This is a genomic window from Okibacterium endophyticum, assembly GCF_054780075.1.
Genome location: NZ_BAAGXA010000002.1, coordinates 180,259 through 194,223, shown reverse-complemented (window position 1 = coordinate 194,223; position 13,965 = coordinate 180,259). Strand labels below are relative to the sequence as shown.

The following is a 13,965-nucleotide window of genomic DNA, read 5'->3' as shown; positions in this document are numbered from 1 at the left end:
TCACTTCAGCGGCTCCATCCTCACCGGGACGTGACGCAGCGAAAGCGCGTCGCCACGGCCTTTCCACTCGACCTCGCCCGCCATCGTCAGCATCACGTTGGCATCGAGAAGGGCGACGATCGCACTCGACATCTCCAACCGCGCGAGGGGCGCGCCGAGGCAGACGTGGATGCCATGCCCGAACCCAAGATGTGGATTGGGGAATCGGTCGAGGCGGGCGGTATCCGGATCGTCAAATCGATCGGGGCTCCGGTTTGCGGACGCAAACGACATTCCGACGACATCGCCGGACTTGATCTGCTGACCGCCGAACTCGAGGTCATGGGTCGCATTGCGGGCGAAGATGCTGACGGGAGACGACAAGCGCACGATCTCCTCGATCGCGAGGGGTATCTTCGAACGGTTCTCGCGCAAGAACTCGAGATCCTCAGGATGACGGGCGAAGTGCCAGTACAGGTAGGACACAGCCGATGCCGAGGTCTCATGACCCGCGATCAGAAGCATGAGGATGAAGCCGTGCACCTCGTGATCGGTCATCTTCGCCCCATCGACCTCGGAGTCCATCAGCATCGAGATGAGATCGTCCTCACGGTTGTCACGGCGTAGAGCGATGATCCGTGAGATATAGACCTGGAACTCCTTCGCCGCCCGAGCCGCGTCCTCTTTGTCACCGATCTGACCGCTCAGCGAGCGCTCGACCAGATCGACCCAGAGTTCGTGATCCTCTTCCGGCAGGCCGATGAACTTTGCCAGTGAGGTTGCCGACAGCGGCTCCGCAAAGGCGGTCGTGACGTCACCGCCACCCGCCTCGACCATCGTTCCCAGAAGTCGAGACGCCAACTGTGCAAGCGGTTCGGCGAAGCTGGCCACCCGGCGAGGTGAGAACACCGGCCGCACGATCGATCGGTACTGCGTGTGCTTGGGCGGATCGACCTCGATCGGCAGGTAGGGATCGGTGCGCGGGATCCCGGATGGGATGAGCAGCACCCCGGGAACACTCGACGTGAAACTCTGCCAGTCGGAGGCCACTGCTACGACGTCATCGTAACGAGACACGAGCCAGAAGCCCCCGTAGTTGGCCGAGTGCAGCACCGGCGATTCCTCGCGCAGTCTGGCGTACGTCTCCCAAGGATCGACCACGAAGTCGGGGTCGTGGTGGTCGAACTGTCCATCAGGGCCGAAGCCGGCCAGCGATGTGCCATGACCCGTCGAGTTCACGGAATCGTTCATAAGAGAGTCTCCTTTGCGCTGAGTTTACGTGCCGTGTCACCGGCCCCTGCCCGAGCCGGTTCGGATGCGGATGCGAGATAAAGCCGTCGAACGTCCTCCATGAGTGTCACGTCGGAGGTCGGCCCCGAAAGCGCGACGCGACCGAGTTCAAGCACCGAGGCGTGACCGGCCAGCGAAAGTGCGAGGTTCGCATTCTGCTCGATCACGAGAACCGTTGTGCCGGCGGCGTTGATCTGGCGGATCACACCCTCGATCACGGCGATCATTTTGGGGGCAAGACCGAGAGAGGGCTCGTCGAGCATCAGCATACGAGGTGCGCTCATCATCGCCCGTCCGATGGCGAGCATCTGCTGCTCGCCTCCGCTCATCAGCCCCGCCGCCTGCCGGCGGCGCTCCGCCAAGATCGGGAAGAGCTCGTAGACCTCGCGCTCGGCCGTCGCCCTGGCGCGCCTGCCCACCAGGGCGCCACCGACGGCCAGGTTCTCCTGCACGGTCATCCGCTGAAAGATCCGGCGTCCTTCAGGCACCTGAACGAGGCCTCGTCGAACGACCTCCGAGGGCGAAAGGCCGGTGAGCGATTCACCCTCGAGTGTGATCCCGCCCGAGATCGACGCCCGGTAGGCCGACAGGTTCCCGCTGATCGCGCGCAGGAGCGACGTCTTGCCGGCTCCGTTGCTGCCGAGCAGGGCGACGATCGAGCCGGCATCGACCGTGAGGTCAACGCCTCTTAGCGCGTGAATCACCCGACCGTAGGTCATGTTGAGCGATGAGACCGATAGCATGGTCACCCCTCTGTGCTACTCGTTCTCGACGAGCGCCAGAACGTCGTCGCTCACGTAGGGCCCGTCGACCGTCTCAAGGCCACCGGGGAATTCGACATTCACGCGCGCGATAAAGCTCTCGGGCGTGGACGGCTTCGCCGGGTCGGACAGGTCCAGGGTCGGCGTCAGCCCACCGGTGTCGACGGAGGTCACCTTCGAGCGGGCCGCCAGCACACCTGCCGGCGTGAGGTCACCGTCTGCGCAGGCTTGTTCGAGTACCGCATCCAGGGTCAACGCCTCGGAGTACTGGATTGCGGTCGTAATGCTCGGATCCTCATCCGGGTGCTCAGCGACGTAGCCCTCCCGAAAGGCAGATGCCGCTTCGCTGTCGAATGAGGTCACGGGCAGTGTCAGGTACAGATGCTCCACGAGAGCGGCGGCAGCCGGCGTATCAAGAAGACCAGACGTCCACACCGGCGCTCCTGTCAGGATGGGAACATCCAGACCGGCCGCCTCCGCGGCCGTAGCCAGCGATGCCAGCTGCGGAGGTGTGCCGGAGAAGACGATTGCCGACACGTCCTTGCTTTTCAGATCAGCGATGGCCGGTGACAGGTCGGTCGTCTGCGCCGTCACCTGAGTCTCCTCGACGGTGACGTCGTGGATGGCTGCATAGTCTTGTACGCCCACCAGAACGTTTTCCCCGAACGATCCTTGCAGGTAGACACTCGCGATGGTCGCGCCGTCGTCGAGCAGACCCTGCTCCCGCAAATACGACAGTCCGTTCATCGCTTCGAGCTCGTAGGTGATCCCGGTCATCAGAAGATTCGAATGGCCAAGTGCTTCCTGCCCCTGACCCCGCAGAATCGCGAGCATCTCGCTGTCGACGAGGTCGGGAAGCACAGCGAGGGCGGGCGCCGTACCGAGGATGTTCTGAAACGCGAGCACGTCACTCTTCATCTCGCTGAAGAGTGACACGGTGTTCTGCACGTTATAGGCGTTGTCTTTGATGTTCAGCTCGACGGGATACTCGCCACACACACCGCCTTCGGCGTTCTTCTGCTGCCAATAGAGCTCGGCGGTCTGCGCCATCTCCTTTCCCACAGCGGCAAAGTTGCCGCTCAGATCGGTGAGCATGCCGAGGTTGATCGTGCCATCGGAGATTCCTGAGCCCGTTATGACGTCACCGCTCGTGTCGCCGGTCTGGGAACTCGCTTTGGTGCTGCACGCGGACAGCGTCAATAGTGCCGCTGTGGCAAGTGCCAGTGCCGTGGCACCGGCTCCAGTTGTGCTTTTCATGAATGCTCGACCTCTCTGTCGTTTTGGTGATCGGGACCCGCCTGGGAAGAAGGGAGAGCCGTGGGCGCACCGGCGCCGTTCGACCGGAGCCGCACCAGTCCCATCAGCGATCGGCGGGTGGTTCGGCGGGACCACAGGCTGGCGATGCCGCCGGGCGCGAACATCAGTACCAGGATGAGCACTCCCGCGTATATGTAGCGCGCGGCATCCGCCGGCGTGAGCTGATCGTTCAGAAACGGAAGGTGCGCCGAGTACTGCTGGAGCAGGAGCGGGAGCGACACCACAAAGGCGGCCCCGGCGATCGATCCGCCCACGGTGGCGAGTCCACCGATCACGATCATCACAAGATATTGAATCGACAGCTCGAGGGTGAACGATTCGGGAGCGACACTGCCGATCGCTAGAGCGAACAACACCCCGGAGAGGCCCGCGAGGCCGGAGGATATGACGAACGCGTGCTGTTTCCAGCGTCGCACCTGGATACCGATCACCGCTGCGGCGAGTTCTTTGTCGCGAATCATCCGAAAAGCTCGGCCGGGGCCATTCGCAAGGAGGTTCCGCACAACGACCGCGCAGATGAACAGCAATACCACGCCGAGATACCAGAGCTGCTCGAATCGCCCGAACGGCACTCCCAGGATGACCGGCGCGTCGCCAGCAAAACCGAGAGGATCGAAGCGGGGAGCCGAGCGGCCGAGGAACCCACCGGTCACCGGGGTCAGGGTGTTCAAAAGGTACTGCCCCACGAATACGAGTGCGAGGGTCGCGACTCCGAGGTTGAGGCCGCCGAGCCGGCTCGAGACAGGGCTGATCAAAAAGCCCACAAAGGCTGCGAGCAGCATGGCCAGCACCATCGCGCCGATGGGCGGCAGCCCGAGGCCGCCAAGTCCCGTCGCCGGGTTCGCCTCGCCCGCGAAGTAACAGTATGCGAAGGCGCCGATCCCCAGAAAGAACGCGTGGGCGAGGCTCAGTTGTCCCGCTGCGCCAGTGAGGATATTGAGACCGAGGGCTCCGATGGCGGCGCCGCAGATGGTGAAACCGAGCCGCAACCAGAACTCGTCTAAGTACAACGGAGCGACGAGCACGACTATCGTGATCCCCGTCGCAAGAGTCGTGAGGATCAGTGTTCTTCGCGACGAAGCGATCCGGGACAGACGATGTGGTGTCGCCACCATCGAGGGATGCTCAGACACGGACACGCTCCTTCTCGCCGAGGATTCCTTGTGGTCTGATCAGGAGCACGATCAAAAGGACCACGTAGGGGACGACCTCACCAAAACCCCGCCCGAGGAACAGCAACTGATCCTGATACCCCGTGGCGAGGCTTTCCGAGATGCCCACGATCAAACCGCCGAGGAGCGCCCCCGGAATCGACGTGACGCCCCCGATGATCGCCGCGGGGAATGCGATCAAGGCGACCGCCGCGAGGCTCGGCGAAAGCCCGGGCGTCGGTGCGCCGGTCAGGAAGACCGCCGCAACGCAGGCAAGCAGTCCCGCAGCGGCCCACGACATCGCCGCCACCCGGCCCAATCGCACACCGACCAGAGCCGCCGCTTCGCGGTCCTCGGCTGCCGCCCGCATGCTGATACCCCACGAAGAGTATCGAAACAGGGCGAAGAACACGGCGATGATCACGGCAGCCGCAACGAGGGCGATGAGCCGGTTCACAGTTATTCCGAAATCGCCGACTGTCGTCACAGAGCCGCCCCACGGCTGGCCGAGGTCGAGCAGATCGGAGCCGATGAGCGTCGCCAGCAGCGTGCCGAGAAGCACTTCGATGCCGATCGTGAGGATAGTCGTCGGAACCGGGGGCGCGTTGCGCATCGGGCGCACGAACAGGACTTCGACGATGAGGGCCAAAAGCCCCGTTGCCACCAGTGCGATCACAAAGGCCCAGCCGAAGCCGACAGTGCCCTGGGTGACAGCGACGACAAACGCAGCGAAGACCAGAAATGAGCCGTGAGCGAAGTTGAGAATCCCACTCGACTTGTAGATGATCACGAACCCCATCGAGACCAGCGAGTAGATCGCTCCGAGCGAGAGCCCGGCGAGTAGCAGAGAGACGAACTTGATCATGAGGCCTGCTCGATCAGCTGCTCGGCCGCGGCGTCTGTGCCCAGGTAGGCCGCCGCGACGGCGGGATCGCTCTGGACCTCGGCTGGAGTTCCACCGCCGATGGGCCTGCCGAAGTCGAGCACCGTCACGTGGTCTGAGATTGACATCACCATTCCCATGTCGTGTTCGATCAAGAGCACCGCGATATCGAGCGAGTCGCGCAACGACACGATGAGCTGCGCCATATGGGCGGTCTCACTCCCATTGAGCCCCGCCGCCGGCTCATCCAGCAGCAGGATGACCGGCTCCATGCACACGGCCCTGGCCACGTCCACGAGCTTCTGCCTGCCGTACGACAACTCGCGAAGCGGTCGATCCAGGTCTGCCTCGATGCCGAACAGCGCGGCGAGGTCCTGCACCCGAGCGCGGTGGCGACGTTCCTCACGGCGAGCGTATGGAAGCCCGAACATGGTCGAGACGACATTCGAGCGCACAAGGTGGTGGCGTCCGACAAGCAAGCTCTCCAACACGGTCTCGTCGCCGCTGAGTGACACGTTCTGAAAGGAACGCCCGACACCCGCTCCGGCGATCTGGCTCGGCCGCCGACCGGAGAGCTGTGTCTGTCCGAGCGAGATTCTTCCCGCTGAAAGCGGGAAGACCCCCGAGATCGCATTGAACAGGGTGGATTTTCCAGCGCCGTTTGGTCCTATCACGGCGTGCACCTGCTTCGGTTCGACCCGGAGCGACACCTCAGACAGCGCGACGACCGCGCCGAACCGCAGAGTCACGTCATCGACGCACAGCAACGGCGCGTCCGGACTCGGCTCAGCCATGACGGCCTCCTTTGATAGACATGCGCTGCGAACGTCCGGCGCCGATACGGGTGCTCATTCCCATGGCCTGGCCCTCACGTGTATCCGGATTCAAGATCTCCAGTGCGGCCCGTACCATCGCCTGCGCGTTCTGCGCGTGGCTGGCCCCCGCGACCACGCGGTCCGGACGCAGAAGCACAACCGATTCCGGATGGCGTTCGAACCAGGCCTGCAGTCGGCCCGTAGGGTCTCCGACGACGGTGATCCCCTCGCTGTCCTGATCGGACCAGTGGAGTTGCGAGTGTGGCCGAACAGCGATCAAGCGCGCTCCGAGGTCGCGCAGCAGCTCGCGGGTGCGCTCGTCGAGGATGGCGCAGGGATCGTTGTTCCAGACCAGCACACTGAACCATGCGCCGATCGCGTCATCCAATCTGACGGATTCCCCGTTCCGCAGGGAGACCATCGGCTGGATGAAGACCCGGCCCGCCTCACAGGGAACAGACACCGATCCCACCCGCGTGATCATTCCCGAGTCAAAAGTCGGCATCGGCTTGAAGCGCATCTCCACGATATGCCGTTTGAACGCGGGGACCGCCCGCAGTGCGCGCAATGCCATATCGCGTCCGAAGGCCACGGCGCGGTTCGTCGGCGAAAGCACCCGGCCCACCAAGGTGGAGATCTCGATCATGGCCTTCGCGTGTCCACGGCGTTCGACGTCATAGCTGTCCAGCAGCGAGTCGCCAGCGGATCCGCGGATGATCGCCGCCAGCTTCCATGCGAGGTTGTGCGCATCGCGAATGCCGCTGTTGTAACCCTGTCCTTGCCAGACCGGCATGATGTGGGCGGCGTCACCCGCCAACACAACGTTCCCGGAGCGAAAGCGATTCGCGATGCGCGAGTGATGCGTGTAGATGCGGCGACGGATCACATCGACTGCGCCCGCATCCGGCACGAGGCCGGTGAGCAGACGGCGGATGAAGGCGGGATCCTCTATCGTGTCCTGAGATTCTCCGGGCTTCAACATGAATTCGAAACGCCTGATGCCGTGAGGGATGCTGATGGACACATAGGGGCGCGCGGGGTCCATCCCCACGTAGGCGCCGGGACGGCCCAATGGGTCGTTCCTCAGGTCGATGACGAGCCAATTGGCCGAGGAAGAACGTCCCTCGAACTCCAGCCCGAGCATTCGCCGCGTGCGGCTGCTGCCTCCGTCGGCCGCGACCATATACCTCGCCGTGATCTCGGCCACTCCGTCAGGTGTTTCGACCACTGCCGTCACACCGGAGCCGCTCTGCTCCACACTGACCAGAGAATGCCGGAATCGAACGTCGACGTGGGGAAAACGATCGAGCCCGTCGAGAAGGACCCGGTCGGCCAGCGGCTGGACGAAGCCGTTGCGCCGGGGCCACCCGAAGTCGTCGATCGTGGGTGAGATCTCGGCAAGCACCGAACCCTTGGCATCGGCGAACACCATCGTCTGGTTGGGCACGGTGTGCGGAAGCACCAGGTGAACCAGTCCGGTCGTCTGGAACACACGAAGGCTCTCGTCGTCGATCCCCACTCCCCTGGGGTAGTCGATGAGCACGTCATTGCGTTCGATCACGATCGCATCGACGCCGTACGTGCCGAGCAGGTTGGCCGTCATGAGTCCGACGGGTCCGGCTCCGACGATGAGTACACTGCAGGAAACAGAAGCGCTCATACAAGCCTCCGACCGTCGCGGCGCTGCGGATGATTCCACAGAGGGCCTATGACAAGCGGGACCACGACCATCATCGTGTCTCCGTTTCATGCGTTCATCGTTGGACAGCTGACTCGAGTCGTTAAGCTAGCACGAGTTTTGGACCGGGTCAACAGAATATTGACCCTCGAAACAATATACTGACCGTCGTGGGCGGTGAGGGACGATGGCCGGTTAGGCTGGAACCCTCGCGAGAGAACTCCCCGACGGAAGTTCTCTCGATCGAGAGAACTTCTCGCAATCGGCGCACTATGTAAAGGAGAGCTGCATGTCATCGAAGGCCGGCGCCGGTGTGGCTGAGAACAAGGTCCGCCGCTCCCCTTCCCCGGCGATCACGCGCGCTGCCGAGATCCTCTCGCTCCTCGCCGAACAGCCCAAGCGGGCCTATGGAGCGAGTGAGCTCGCCCGGGTCACGGGCGTGCCCAAGTCGACAGTCCTCAACCTTTGCGCCGCAATGCTCGAGGCGGGCTACCTCCGGCGCAGCCCCGGAGGGTTCCAGCTCGACCATCGGCTCGCCGAACTCGGCACCGCATATCTCAAGAGCGTCGCGGAGGTCGAGGAGTTCTACGAGCTCTGTCGATCCGAGTCCAACTCCGCGCACACGATCCAACTGGGCGTGCTGGGCGATGACCTGAACGTGGTCTACCTCGCCCGCCACGACGGCAGTGACCCGCTCAACCTCGGGCTGGCCTCAGAGATCGGCCGCTCCGTGCCGGCGAACTGCACGGCGGCAGGCCGAGCGCTGCTCGCGGTCGCCGGCAACCAGGAACTCGAATCGCGTCTGCCTCAACACGCACCGCTGCCCGTGCTCACCACCTTCTCGATTGGCGACGTCGACGCGCTCAAAGCAGAAATCGAGGCCACTCACCTCCGCGGATATTCGATGGAGAAGGGCGAGACGGTTGTTGGCCTGACCTGCTTCGGGACGGCGGTCAGAACGCCGCACCGCAGCGACGGCCTCATCGCCGTGAGCTTCAGCTTTCCCGAACAGGCCCTGCCCGCCGACGCCGACGAGGCGGGTGAGAAGCTACGCGCGTTTGCGGCCCGCTTCGCGGCGCGCATCGGCGGGGAACTCGCCCTCTGAATCGGCGAGCGGCTCCGTAGGCCACAAGGCTGCCAGCGGCCGTGCCCGCCCCGAGCGTGCACCGGGGCGGGCACCTCCGGTCAGCTCGTCGGCGACAGACGAGAGGCTTCGAGGAAGTCGATCATCAATGCGTTGAACTGCTCCGTCTGCTCCCACTGCGGCCAGTGCCCGGCGCCCTCGATGAACTCGAACCGAGAGTTCGGGAGCTTCTCAGCCATCTGACGGCCGGCCGACGCCGGCCCGGACGGGTCGTGACTGGTCCACAGCACCAGAGCAGGAGCCTGCACCGATGCCAGCTCCTGGTCGGTGATGAGGTTGCGACGACGGATCTCCGGATCCTGCAGACACAGGATGTGGCGCATCGACTCGGCAAAGCCCGGCTGGGAGTAGACACCTTGCCGAATGGCAACCAGCTCGTCGGTTACAGCGGACGGATGCGCCATCAGCCATTCGAGACGGGTTCTGATCCGATCGTACGACGGATCATCCGCCGCCCCCTGGCTGAGCGAGCGGATGCGCTCCATGACCTCAGGAGTCGCCATGGTGCCGCCGGGCGTGTTGAGCACGATACTGCCGACGCGCTCGGGGTACTGAGCGGCGAATTTGATCGCGACCCACCCACCGAGGGACTCACCGTCGATGTGAGCGCGTTCTATTCCGAGAACGTCAAGAAGGCCCCTCAGGTGCTCGAGGTACGTCGGCAGTTCGAGATCCTCGGTGGCGAGGGTTGTGTACCCGTGCCCCGGAAAGTCGTAGGCGATGACCCGGAAACGCTCCGAGAGCGCCCGGATGTTGTGCATGTACGCCTCAAGATGGCCTCCGCTGCCATGGGTGAGCACAAGCGGCTCCCCCTCGCCGAGCTCCAGCACCCGCGTGCGCCACTGACCGACATCCACATAATGGATGCGGATCGGGAGATCGTTCACGGCAGCCCAGATCGGGCGATCCATTGAAACCCCATAGGGGGCGTCTTCTGTCATCGACATACCTTTCCATTGCGTTCTACTGCGGAAGCGGGGCACGAAAGACGGATCCTTCTCCGTCGCCCTCACGGTCAATATGTTGTTCATGTGTACAGTAGACTGACCACTAGGGACTATACACCTTTCCCGGTGTGTCGTCATTCCGCCTCCATCGTGACGATGGAACCCGTTCTGAGCACCTCCGGCGCAGAACCTGCCCCTCCGACCGCTGCAGCCGAACGCGTGTGGTCGAGCCACTCGACCACCGAGAGGACGTTCATCGTGGAACTCACACTCAGACATGCTCAGCTCGCGTGCTCCTCCGCCATGCGGCGTGCCACCCAGCTGGGGTTCAGAGCCAGCGTGTGTATCGTCGACCCGCTGACCCAGGAGCTGCTCAGCAGTCGCGACGACGGCGCATCGTGGTTCACACTCGACGTCGCCCGGGCCAAGGCAAAGACCGCTGCCGCATTTCGGCGGACGACGAGTGAACTGGAGAACCTTCGCTCGGAGTTCCCGGATGTGTTCGACCTCGCCTCCGAGGCGCTCCCCTTTCGCCCCACCTCACTCGCGGGCGGTCTCCCGATCTACGCCCCGGACCGACTGCTCGGCGCCATCGGGGTCAGCGGGGGACTTCCGGCTCAAGACGAGGAGTGTGCGAGGAGCGCGACGGCCAGCGTCCGCCGCGCCGTGCGCCGACTGGGCAGCTGACGGCACGGTTCCTCATGGGGCGGCCGTCACATGGACTCGCCACCCCTCGCGAATCCTGGCGCGTTGCGCGGTTGAGGATGTGCGCGATCTGCCGGTGACAACAGGGGGCGTTCTGGCGATGGACGAGAGCTCACAGACGCATCAGCGCGCGGGCGCGGCGAGCGCCAGCAGGTAGTCGACGTGTGCAGCCATGTCGAAGTCGGGCTGCATCAGCCACTGGACCTGCAGACCGTCGCTGACCGCCACGAGCATCCGGGCCAGCATCTCGGGATCGATGTCCGGACGGATGCGTCCGTCGGCCATCGCCGCGCGGATGCCATCGGCCATCATGGGCACCAGCCTCGCGTATCGTTCGGCGAAATAGTCGTGGGCGCCGTGCCCGTCGTCGACGGCCTCTGCCGAGAGACGTGAGTACAGGTGGACGAGACCGGGGACATCGGCGTTGTGCCGCACGACCTCGACGAGCGATCCCAGCGGATCCGCGGCAACACTGTCCGCCCGTGCGCTCACGTCATCGCGCATGCGCAACACCTCGGCATACAGTTCCTCTTTCGAGCCGAAGTAGTGCAGCAGTCCGGCATTGCTGAGGCCGACCGACGACGCGATCTCGCGAAGCGACGACCGCCGGTAGCCGTTCAGGGCGATGACCTCGAGGGCGACGCGCAGGATCTCTTCTCGTTTCGCTCGCCCCTTGGCATACGATCCGGTCTTCGTCATCCCCCGATGGTAATCGGTGTCTTCGACCGCACCACTAAAACCTACTGCTAGTCGGTTTTTGCTGGTAACCTCTCCCTACCGTCAGGACGACGGCACAGGACGACCTTGGAGGCATCGTGGCCCACCTCAGCCCGCACCGGACGACTGCCGCGTCTGACACGCACACGGACGAGCGTCTCTCGGATGTGCTCGCGCTGCTCACCCTCGAAGAGAAGGTGCAGCTGCTCACCGGGCGCGACTTCTGGACGACCTGGCCCAACGAGAAGATCGGGCTGCGTCGCATCCTCGTCTCGGACGGACCGAGCGGTGTGCGCGGCGAAGTCTGGGACGAACGGTCGCCCTCCCTCAACCTCCCGTCTGCGAGCGCTCTCTCGTCGTCATGGGACACCGGTATCGCCGCACGCTACGGTGCGGCATCCGCCGTCGAGGCACGGCGCAAGGGCGTCGACGTTGTGCTCGGCCCCACCATCAATCTGCATCGCTCCCCGCTCGGCGGACGTCACTTCGAGGCGTTCAGCGAGGACCCGGTGCTCACGGCGGAACTCGCAGCCGCGTATGTCGCCGGCGTGCAGAAGAACGGCGTCGGCGCGACGCCCAAACACTATGTGGCGAACGATTTCGAGACGGAGCGCTTCACCGCCGACGTCGAGGTCAGTGAACGCGCTCTGCGCGAGCTGTACCTGCTCGCATTCGAGAAGTCGATCGTCGAGTCGCAGGCGTGGCTCGTTATGAGTGCCTACAACTCGATCAACGGCGCGACGGCCACCGAGAACGACCTGCTCGAGACCCCGCTCAACTCGGAATGGGGCTTCGACGGCGTGGTGATCAGCGACTGGACGGCTGTCCGCAGCGTCGAGTCTGCCAAATACGCACAGGACCTGGTGATGCCGGGCCCGGTGGGCCCCTGGGGCGCGGCGCTCGTCGGGGCCGTCCGCTCCGGCGAGATCGACGAGTCGGTCGTCGATCGCAAGGTTCTGCGGCTCCTGCGACTCGCCGCGCGCGTCGGCGCGCTCGACGGCTTCGAGCCTGTCGCCCGGAAGCCCCACCAGACCGAGGACGGCATCGCGTTCGCCCGCGAGGCCGCGGCCGAGGGATCGGTTCTCGTGCGGAACAACAGCATCCTGCCACTGCAGAAGACGTCGATCGGAAGCATAGCGGTCATCGGGCACAATGCCAGGCACGCACGCACCCAGGGTGGAGGAAGCGCAACGGTTGTACCCGAGTCGGTTGTGTCTCCGCTCGACGGCATCCGCGCTGCCTTCGGTCACACGAAGGTGACGTACTCTCTCGGCGCCGTTGTGCAGGAGGGCATCAGCGAGCTGCCTCTCGAGACCATGGCGAACCCCGTGACCGGTGATCCCGGAGCCCACGTGCGTTTTCTCGACGCACAGGGCACCGAACTCTTCTGTGAGGAACGCCTCGCGAGCGCACTCGTCTACTTCGGCGGAGATGCGCCGATCAGCGAGTCATCGATCTTCGAGTTCAGCACCGTCTACACGCCGAGCGAAAACGGCACGATCCTCTTCGGCTTCGCCTCGGTCGGCCACGGACGCATCTACGTCGACGGCGAGCTGGCCGGGGAGGCGACCTCGCGTGCCGGGGGAACGGACCTCGGCGCCGCGTTCCTCTCTCCTCCGTCGGTCTCTGTCCCGATCGACGTGGTGCAGGGCGAGCCGATCGACCTGCGCGTCGAGTTCGAGCCCCGCAAGCACGAGGGCGGGCTCGTGCGCGCGATGAGCATCACCATCGGCACGGAGGCCGATGCGTCAGACCCCGACCGGCTGATCGCGGATGCCGCAGACGCCGCGAAGGCGGCAGAGGTCGCCGTTGTTGTGGTCGGAACGAACTCGCGAGTGGAGTCGGAGGGGTACGACCGCACGAGCCTCGCGCTGCCCGGGCGTCAGGACGACCTGGTGCGCGCGGTCGTCGCGGCGAACCCGAGGACGGTTGTCATCGTCAACGCGGGATCTCCGGTGGAGATGCCCTGGCGCAACGACGTCGAGGCGGTTCTGCTCACCTACTTCGGAGGACAGGAGTACGGCAACGCGGTCGCGGACATCCTCAGCGGTGACCGCGAGCCCGGCGGCCGGCTGCCGACGACCTGGCCGGTCGCGCAGGCAGACCTCCCGGTCTTCGACGTCACGCCAGCCGACGGCGTGCTGCGCTACGACGAGGATGTCCACATCGGCTACCGCGCCTGGCTGAGACACACCGCGCAGCCGGCGTATCCCTTCGGTTTCGGTCTCGGCTACACCTCATGGGCCCTCGGCGAGCCGAGCGTGACCGGCTTCGGCGCCGACGACACCACCACCGTCTCGGTGCCGGTGACGAACACCGGAGACCGTGCGGGAAAGCAGGTCATCCAGGTCTATGCGGAGCGCGCCGAGTCGACGGTGGACAGACCGGTCCGCTGGCTCGTGGGGTTCGCCCCGGTGCGGGCGGAGCCGGGACAGACGCAGACGGTGCGGGTGTCTGTGCCCCGACGGATGCTCGCCCACTGGCAGGACGGCTGGCAATACGAACCGGGCGAGTACGAACTCCGCGTCGGCACCTCGGTGCTCGATCTGACGGGTTCCGTCCCCATCGAGCTCTGAGG

13 protein-coding genes are annotated in these 13,965 nt (G+C 64.7%); 3 read left to right on the top strand and 10 right to left on the bottom strand.

Features of this window, described 5'->3' with window-relative positions; all coding sequences use genetic code 11:
- The 7 genes from ACYVF5_RS01195 to ACYVF5_RS01165 are packed head-to-tail and all read right to left on the bottom strand — an operon-like array spanning window position 1 to window position 7,856.
- A complete protein-coding gene (locus ACYVF5_RS01195; RefSeq protein ID WP_460942472.1) occupies window positions 1–1,230 on the bottom strand; it encodes a cytochrome P450 in 1,230 nt (409 codons plus the stop codon).
- Complete coding sequence (locus ACYVF5_RS01190; protein WP_460942932.1) at window positions 1,227–2,012, bottom strand: ABC transporter ATP-binding protein; 786 nt, start codon at window positions 2,010–2,012, stop codon at window positions 1,227–1,229. The genes ACYVF5_RS01195 and ACYVF5_RS01190 overlap by 4 nt, the downstream gene beginning before the upstream one ends.
- A gap of 15 nt (window positions 2,013–2,027) precedes the next feature.
- On the bottom strand, window positions 2,028–3,287 hold the full coding sequence (locus ACYVF5_RS01185; protein ID WP_460942470.1) for an ABC transporter substrate-binding protein: 1,260 nt from the start codon (window positions 3,285–3,287) through the stop codon (window positions 2,028–2,030).
- A complete protein-coding gene (locus ACYVF5_RS01180) occupies window positions 3,284–4,480 on the bottom strand; it encodes a branched-chain amino acid ABC transporter permease (protein ID WP_460942468.1) in 1,197 nt (398 codons plus the stop codon). The genes ACYVF5_RS01185 and ACYVF5_RS01180 overlap by 4 nt, the downstream gene beginning before the upstream one ends.
- Window positions 4,473–5,363: a branched-chain amino acid ABC transporter permease gene (locus ACYVF5_RS01175; RefSeq protein WP_460942466.1), complete on the bottom strand. Its 891-nt coding sequence runs from the start codon at window positions 5,361–5,363 to the stop codon at window positions 4,473–4,475. The genes ACYVF5_RS01180 and ACYVF5_RS01175 overlap by 8 nt, the downstream gene beginning before the upstream one ends.
- A complete protein-coding gene (locus ACYVF5_RS01170) occupies window positions 5,360–6,175 on the bottom strand; it encodes an ABC transporter ATP-binding protein (RefSeq protein WP_460942464.1) in 816 nt (271 codons plus the stop codon). The genes ACYVF5_RS01175 and ACYVF5_RS01170 overlap by 4 nt, the downstream gene beginning before the upstream one ends.
- A complete protein-coding gene (locus ACYVF5_RS01165; protein WP_460942462.1) occupies window positions 6,168–7,856 on the bottom strand; it encodes a bifunctional 3-(3-hydroxy-phenyl)propionate/3-hydroxycinnamic acid hydroxylase in 1,689 nt (562 codons plus the stop codon). The genes ACYVF5_RS01170 and ACYVF5_RS01165 overlap by 8 nt, the downstream gene beginning before the upstream one ends.
- Window positions 7,857–8,163: 307 nt before the next feature.
- On the opposite strand from ACYVF5_RS01165, the gene ACYVF5_RS01160 reads away from it, so the two are divergent.
- Window positions 8,164–8,979 carry an IclR family transcriptional regulator gene (locus ACYVF5_RS01160; protein WP_460942460.1) on the top strand — a complete coding sequence of 272 codons (816 nt, stop codon included), beginning with the start codon at window positions 8,164–8,166 and terminating at the stop codon, window positions 8,977–8,979.
- Window positions 8,980–9,059: 80 nt separating this feature from the next.
- Here ACYVF5_RS01160 and ACYVF5_RS01155 read toward each other — a convergent pair whose 3' ends face one another.
- Entirely contained in the window at window positions 9,060–9,959 is a 900-nt protein-coding gene (locus ACYVF5_RS01155) for an alpha/beta fold hydrolase (RefSeq protein ID WP_460942458.1), read from the bottom strand.
- 140 nt (window positions 9,960–10,099) lie between these two features.
- Window positions 10,100–10,222 carry a hypothetical protein gene (locus ACYVF5_RS01150; RefSeq protein WP_460942456.1) on the bottom strand — a complete coding sequence of 41 codons (123 nt, stop codon included), beginning with the start codon at window positions 10,220–10,222 and terminating at the stop codon, window positions 10,100–10,102.
- 1 nt (window position 10,223) lies between these two features.
- Here ACYVF5_RS01150 and ACYVF5_RS01145 point away from each other — a divergent pair, with 1 nt between their 5' ends.
- A complete protein-coding gene (locus ACYVF5_RS01145; RefSeq protein WP_460942454.1) occupies window positions 10,224–10,652 on the top strand; it encodes a GlcG/HbpS family heme-binding protein in 429 nt (142 codons plus the stop codon).
- Window positions 10,653–10,793: 141 nt separating this feature from the next.
- On the opposite strand, the gene ACYVF5_RS01140 is transcribed toward ACYVF5_RS01145, so the two are convergent.
- Window positions 10,794–11,369, bottom strand: coding sequence for a TetR/AcrR family transcriptional regulator (locus ACYVF5_RS01140; RefSeq protein ID WP_460942452.1), 576 nt, complete (start codon window positions 11,367–11,369; stop codon window positions 10,794–10,796).
- Window positions 11,370–11,485: 116 nt separating this feature from the next.
- On the opposite strand from ACYVF5_RS01140, the gene ACYVF5_RS01135 reads away from it, so the two are divergent.
- Window positions 11,486–13,963 (top strand): glycoside hydrolase family 3 protein, encoded by a 2,478-nt coding sequence (locus tag ACYVF5_RS01135; protein ID WP_460942450.1) that lies wholly within the window; start codon window positions 11,486–11,488, stop codon window positions 13,961–13,963.
- The last annotated feature ends 2 nt before the right edge of the window (window positions 13,964–13,965 follow it).

What these genes read in the sequence shown, in the direction of transcription:
- ACYVF5_RS01190 (WP_460942932.1), bottom strand. Translation starts at nt 2,012, where the DNA reads ATGCTATCGGTCTCATCGCTCAACATGACCTACGGTCGGGTGATTCAC.
- ACYVF5_RS01155 (WP_460942458.1), bottom strand. Translation starts at nt 9,959, where the DNA reads ATGACAGAAGACGCCCCCTATGGGGTTTCAATGGATCGCCCGATCTGG.
- ACYVF5_RS01175 (WP_460942466.1), bottom strand. Translation starts at nt 5,363, where the DNA reads ATGATCAAGTTCGTCTCTCTGCTACTCGCCGGGCTCTCGCTCGGAGCG.
- ACYVF5_RS01140 (WP_460942452.1), bottom strand. Translation starts at nt 11,369, where the DNA reads ATGACGAAGACCGGATCGTATGCCAAGGGGCGAGCGAAACGAGAAGAG.
- ACYVF5_RS01160 (WP_460942460.1), top strand. Translation starts at nt 8,164, where the DNA reads ATGTCATCGAAGGCCGGCGCCGGTGTGGCTGAGAACAAGGTCCGCCGC.
- ACYVF5_RS01195 (WP_460942472.1), bottom strand. Translation starts at nt 1,230, where the DNA reads ATGAACGATTCCGTGAACTCGACGGGTCATGGCACATCGCTGGCCGGC.
- ACYVF5_RS01170 (WP_460942464.1), bottom strand. Translation starts at nt 6,175, where the DNA reads ATGGCTGAGCCGAGTCCGGACGCGCCGTTGCTGTGCGTCGATGACGTG.
- ACYVF5_RS01185 (WP_460942470.1), bottom strand. Translation starts at nt 3,287, where the DNA reads ATGAAAAGCACAACTGGAGCCGGTGCCACGGCACTGGCACTTGCCACA.
- ACYVF5_RS01150 (WP_460942456.1), bottom strand. Translation starts at nt 10,222, where the DNA reads ATGAACGTCCTCTCGGTGGTCGAGTGGCTCGACCACACGCGTTCGGCT.
- ACYVF5_RS01165 (WP_460942462.1), bottom strand. Translation starts at nt 7,856, where the DNA reads ATGAGCGCTTCTGTTTCCTGCAGTGTACTCATCGTCGGAGCCGGACCC.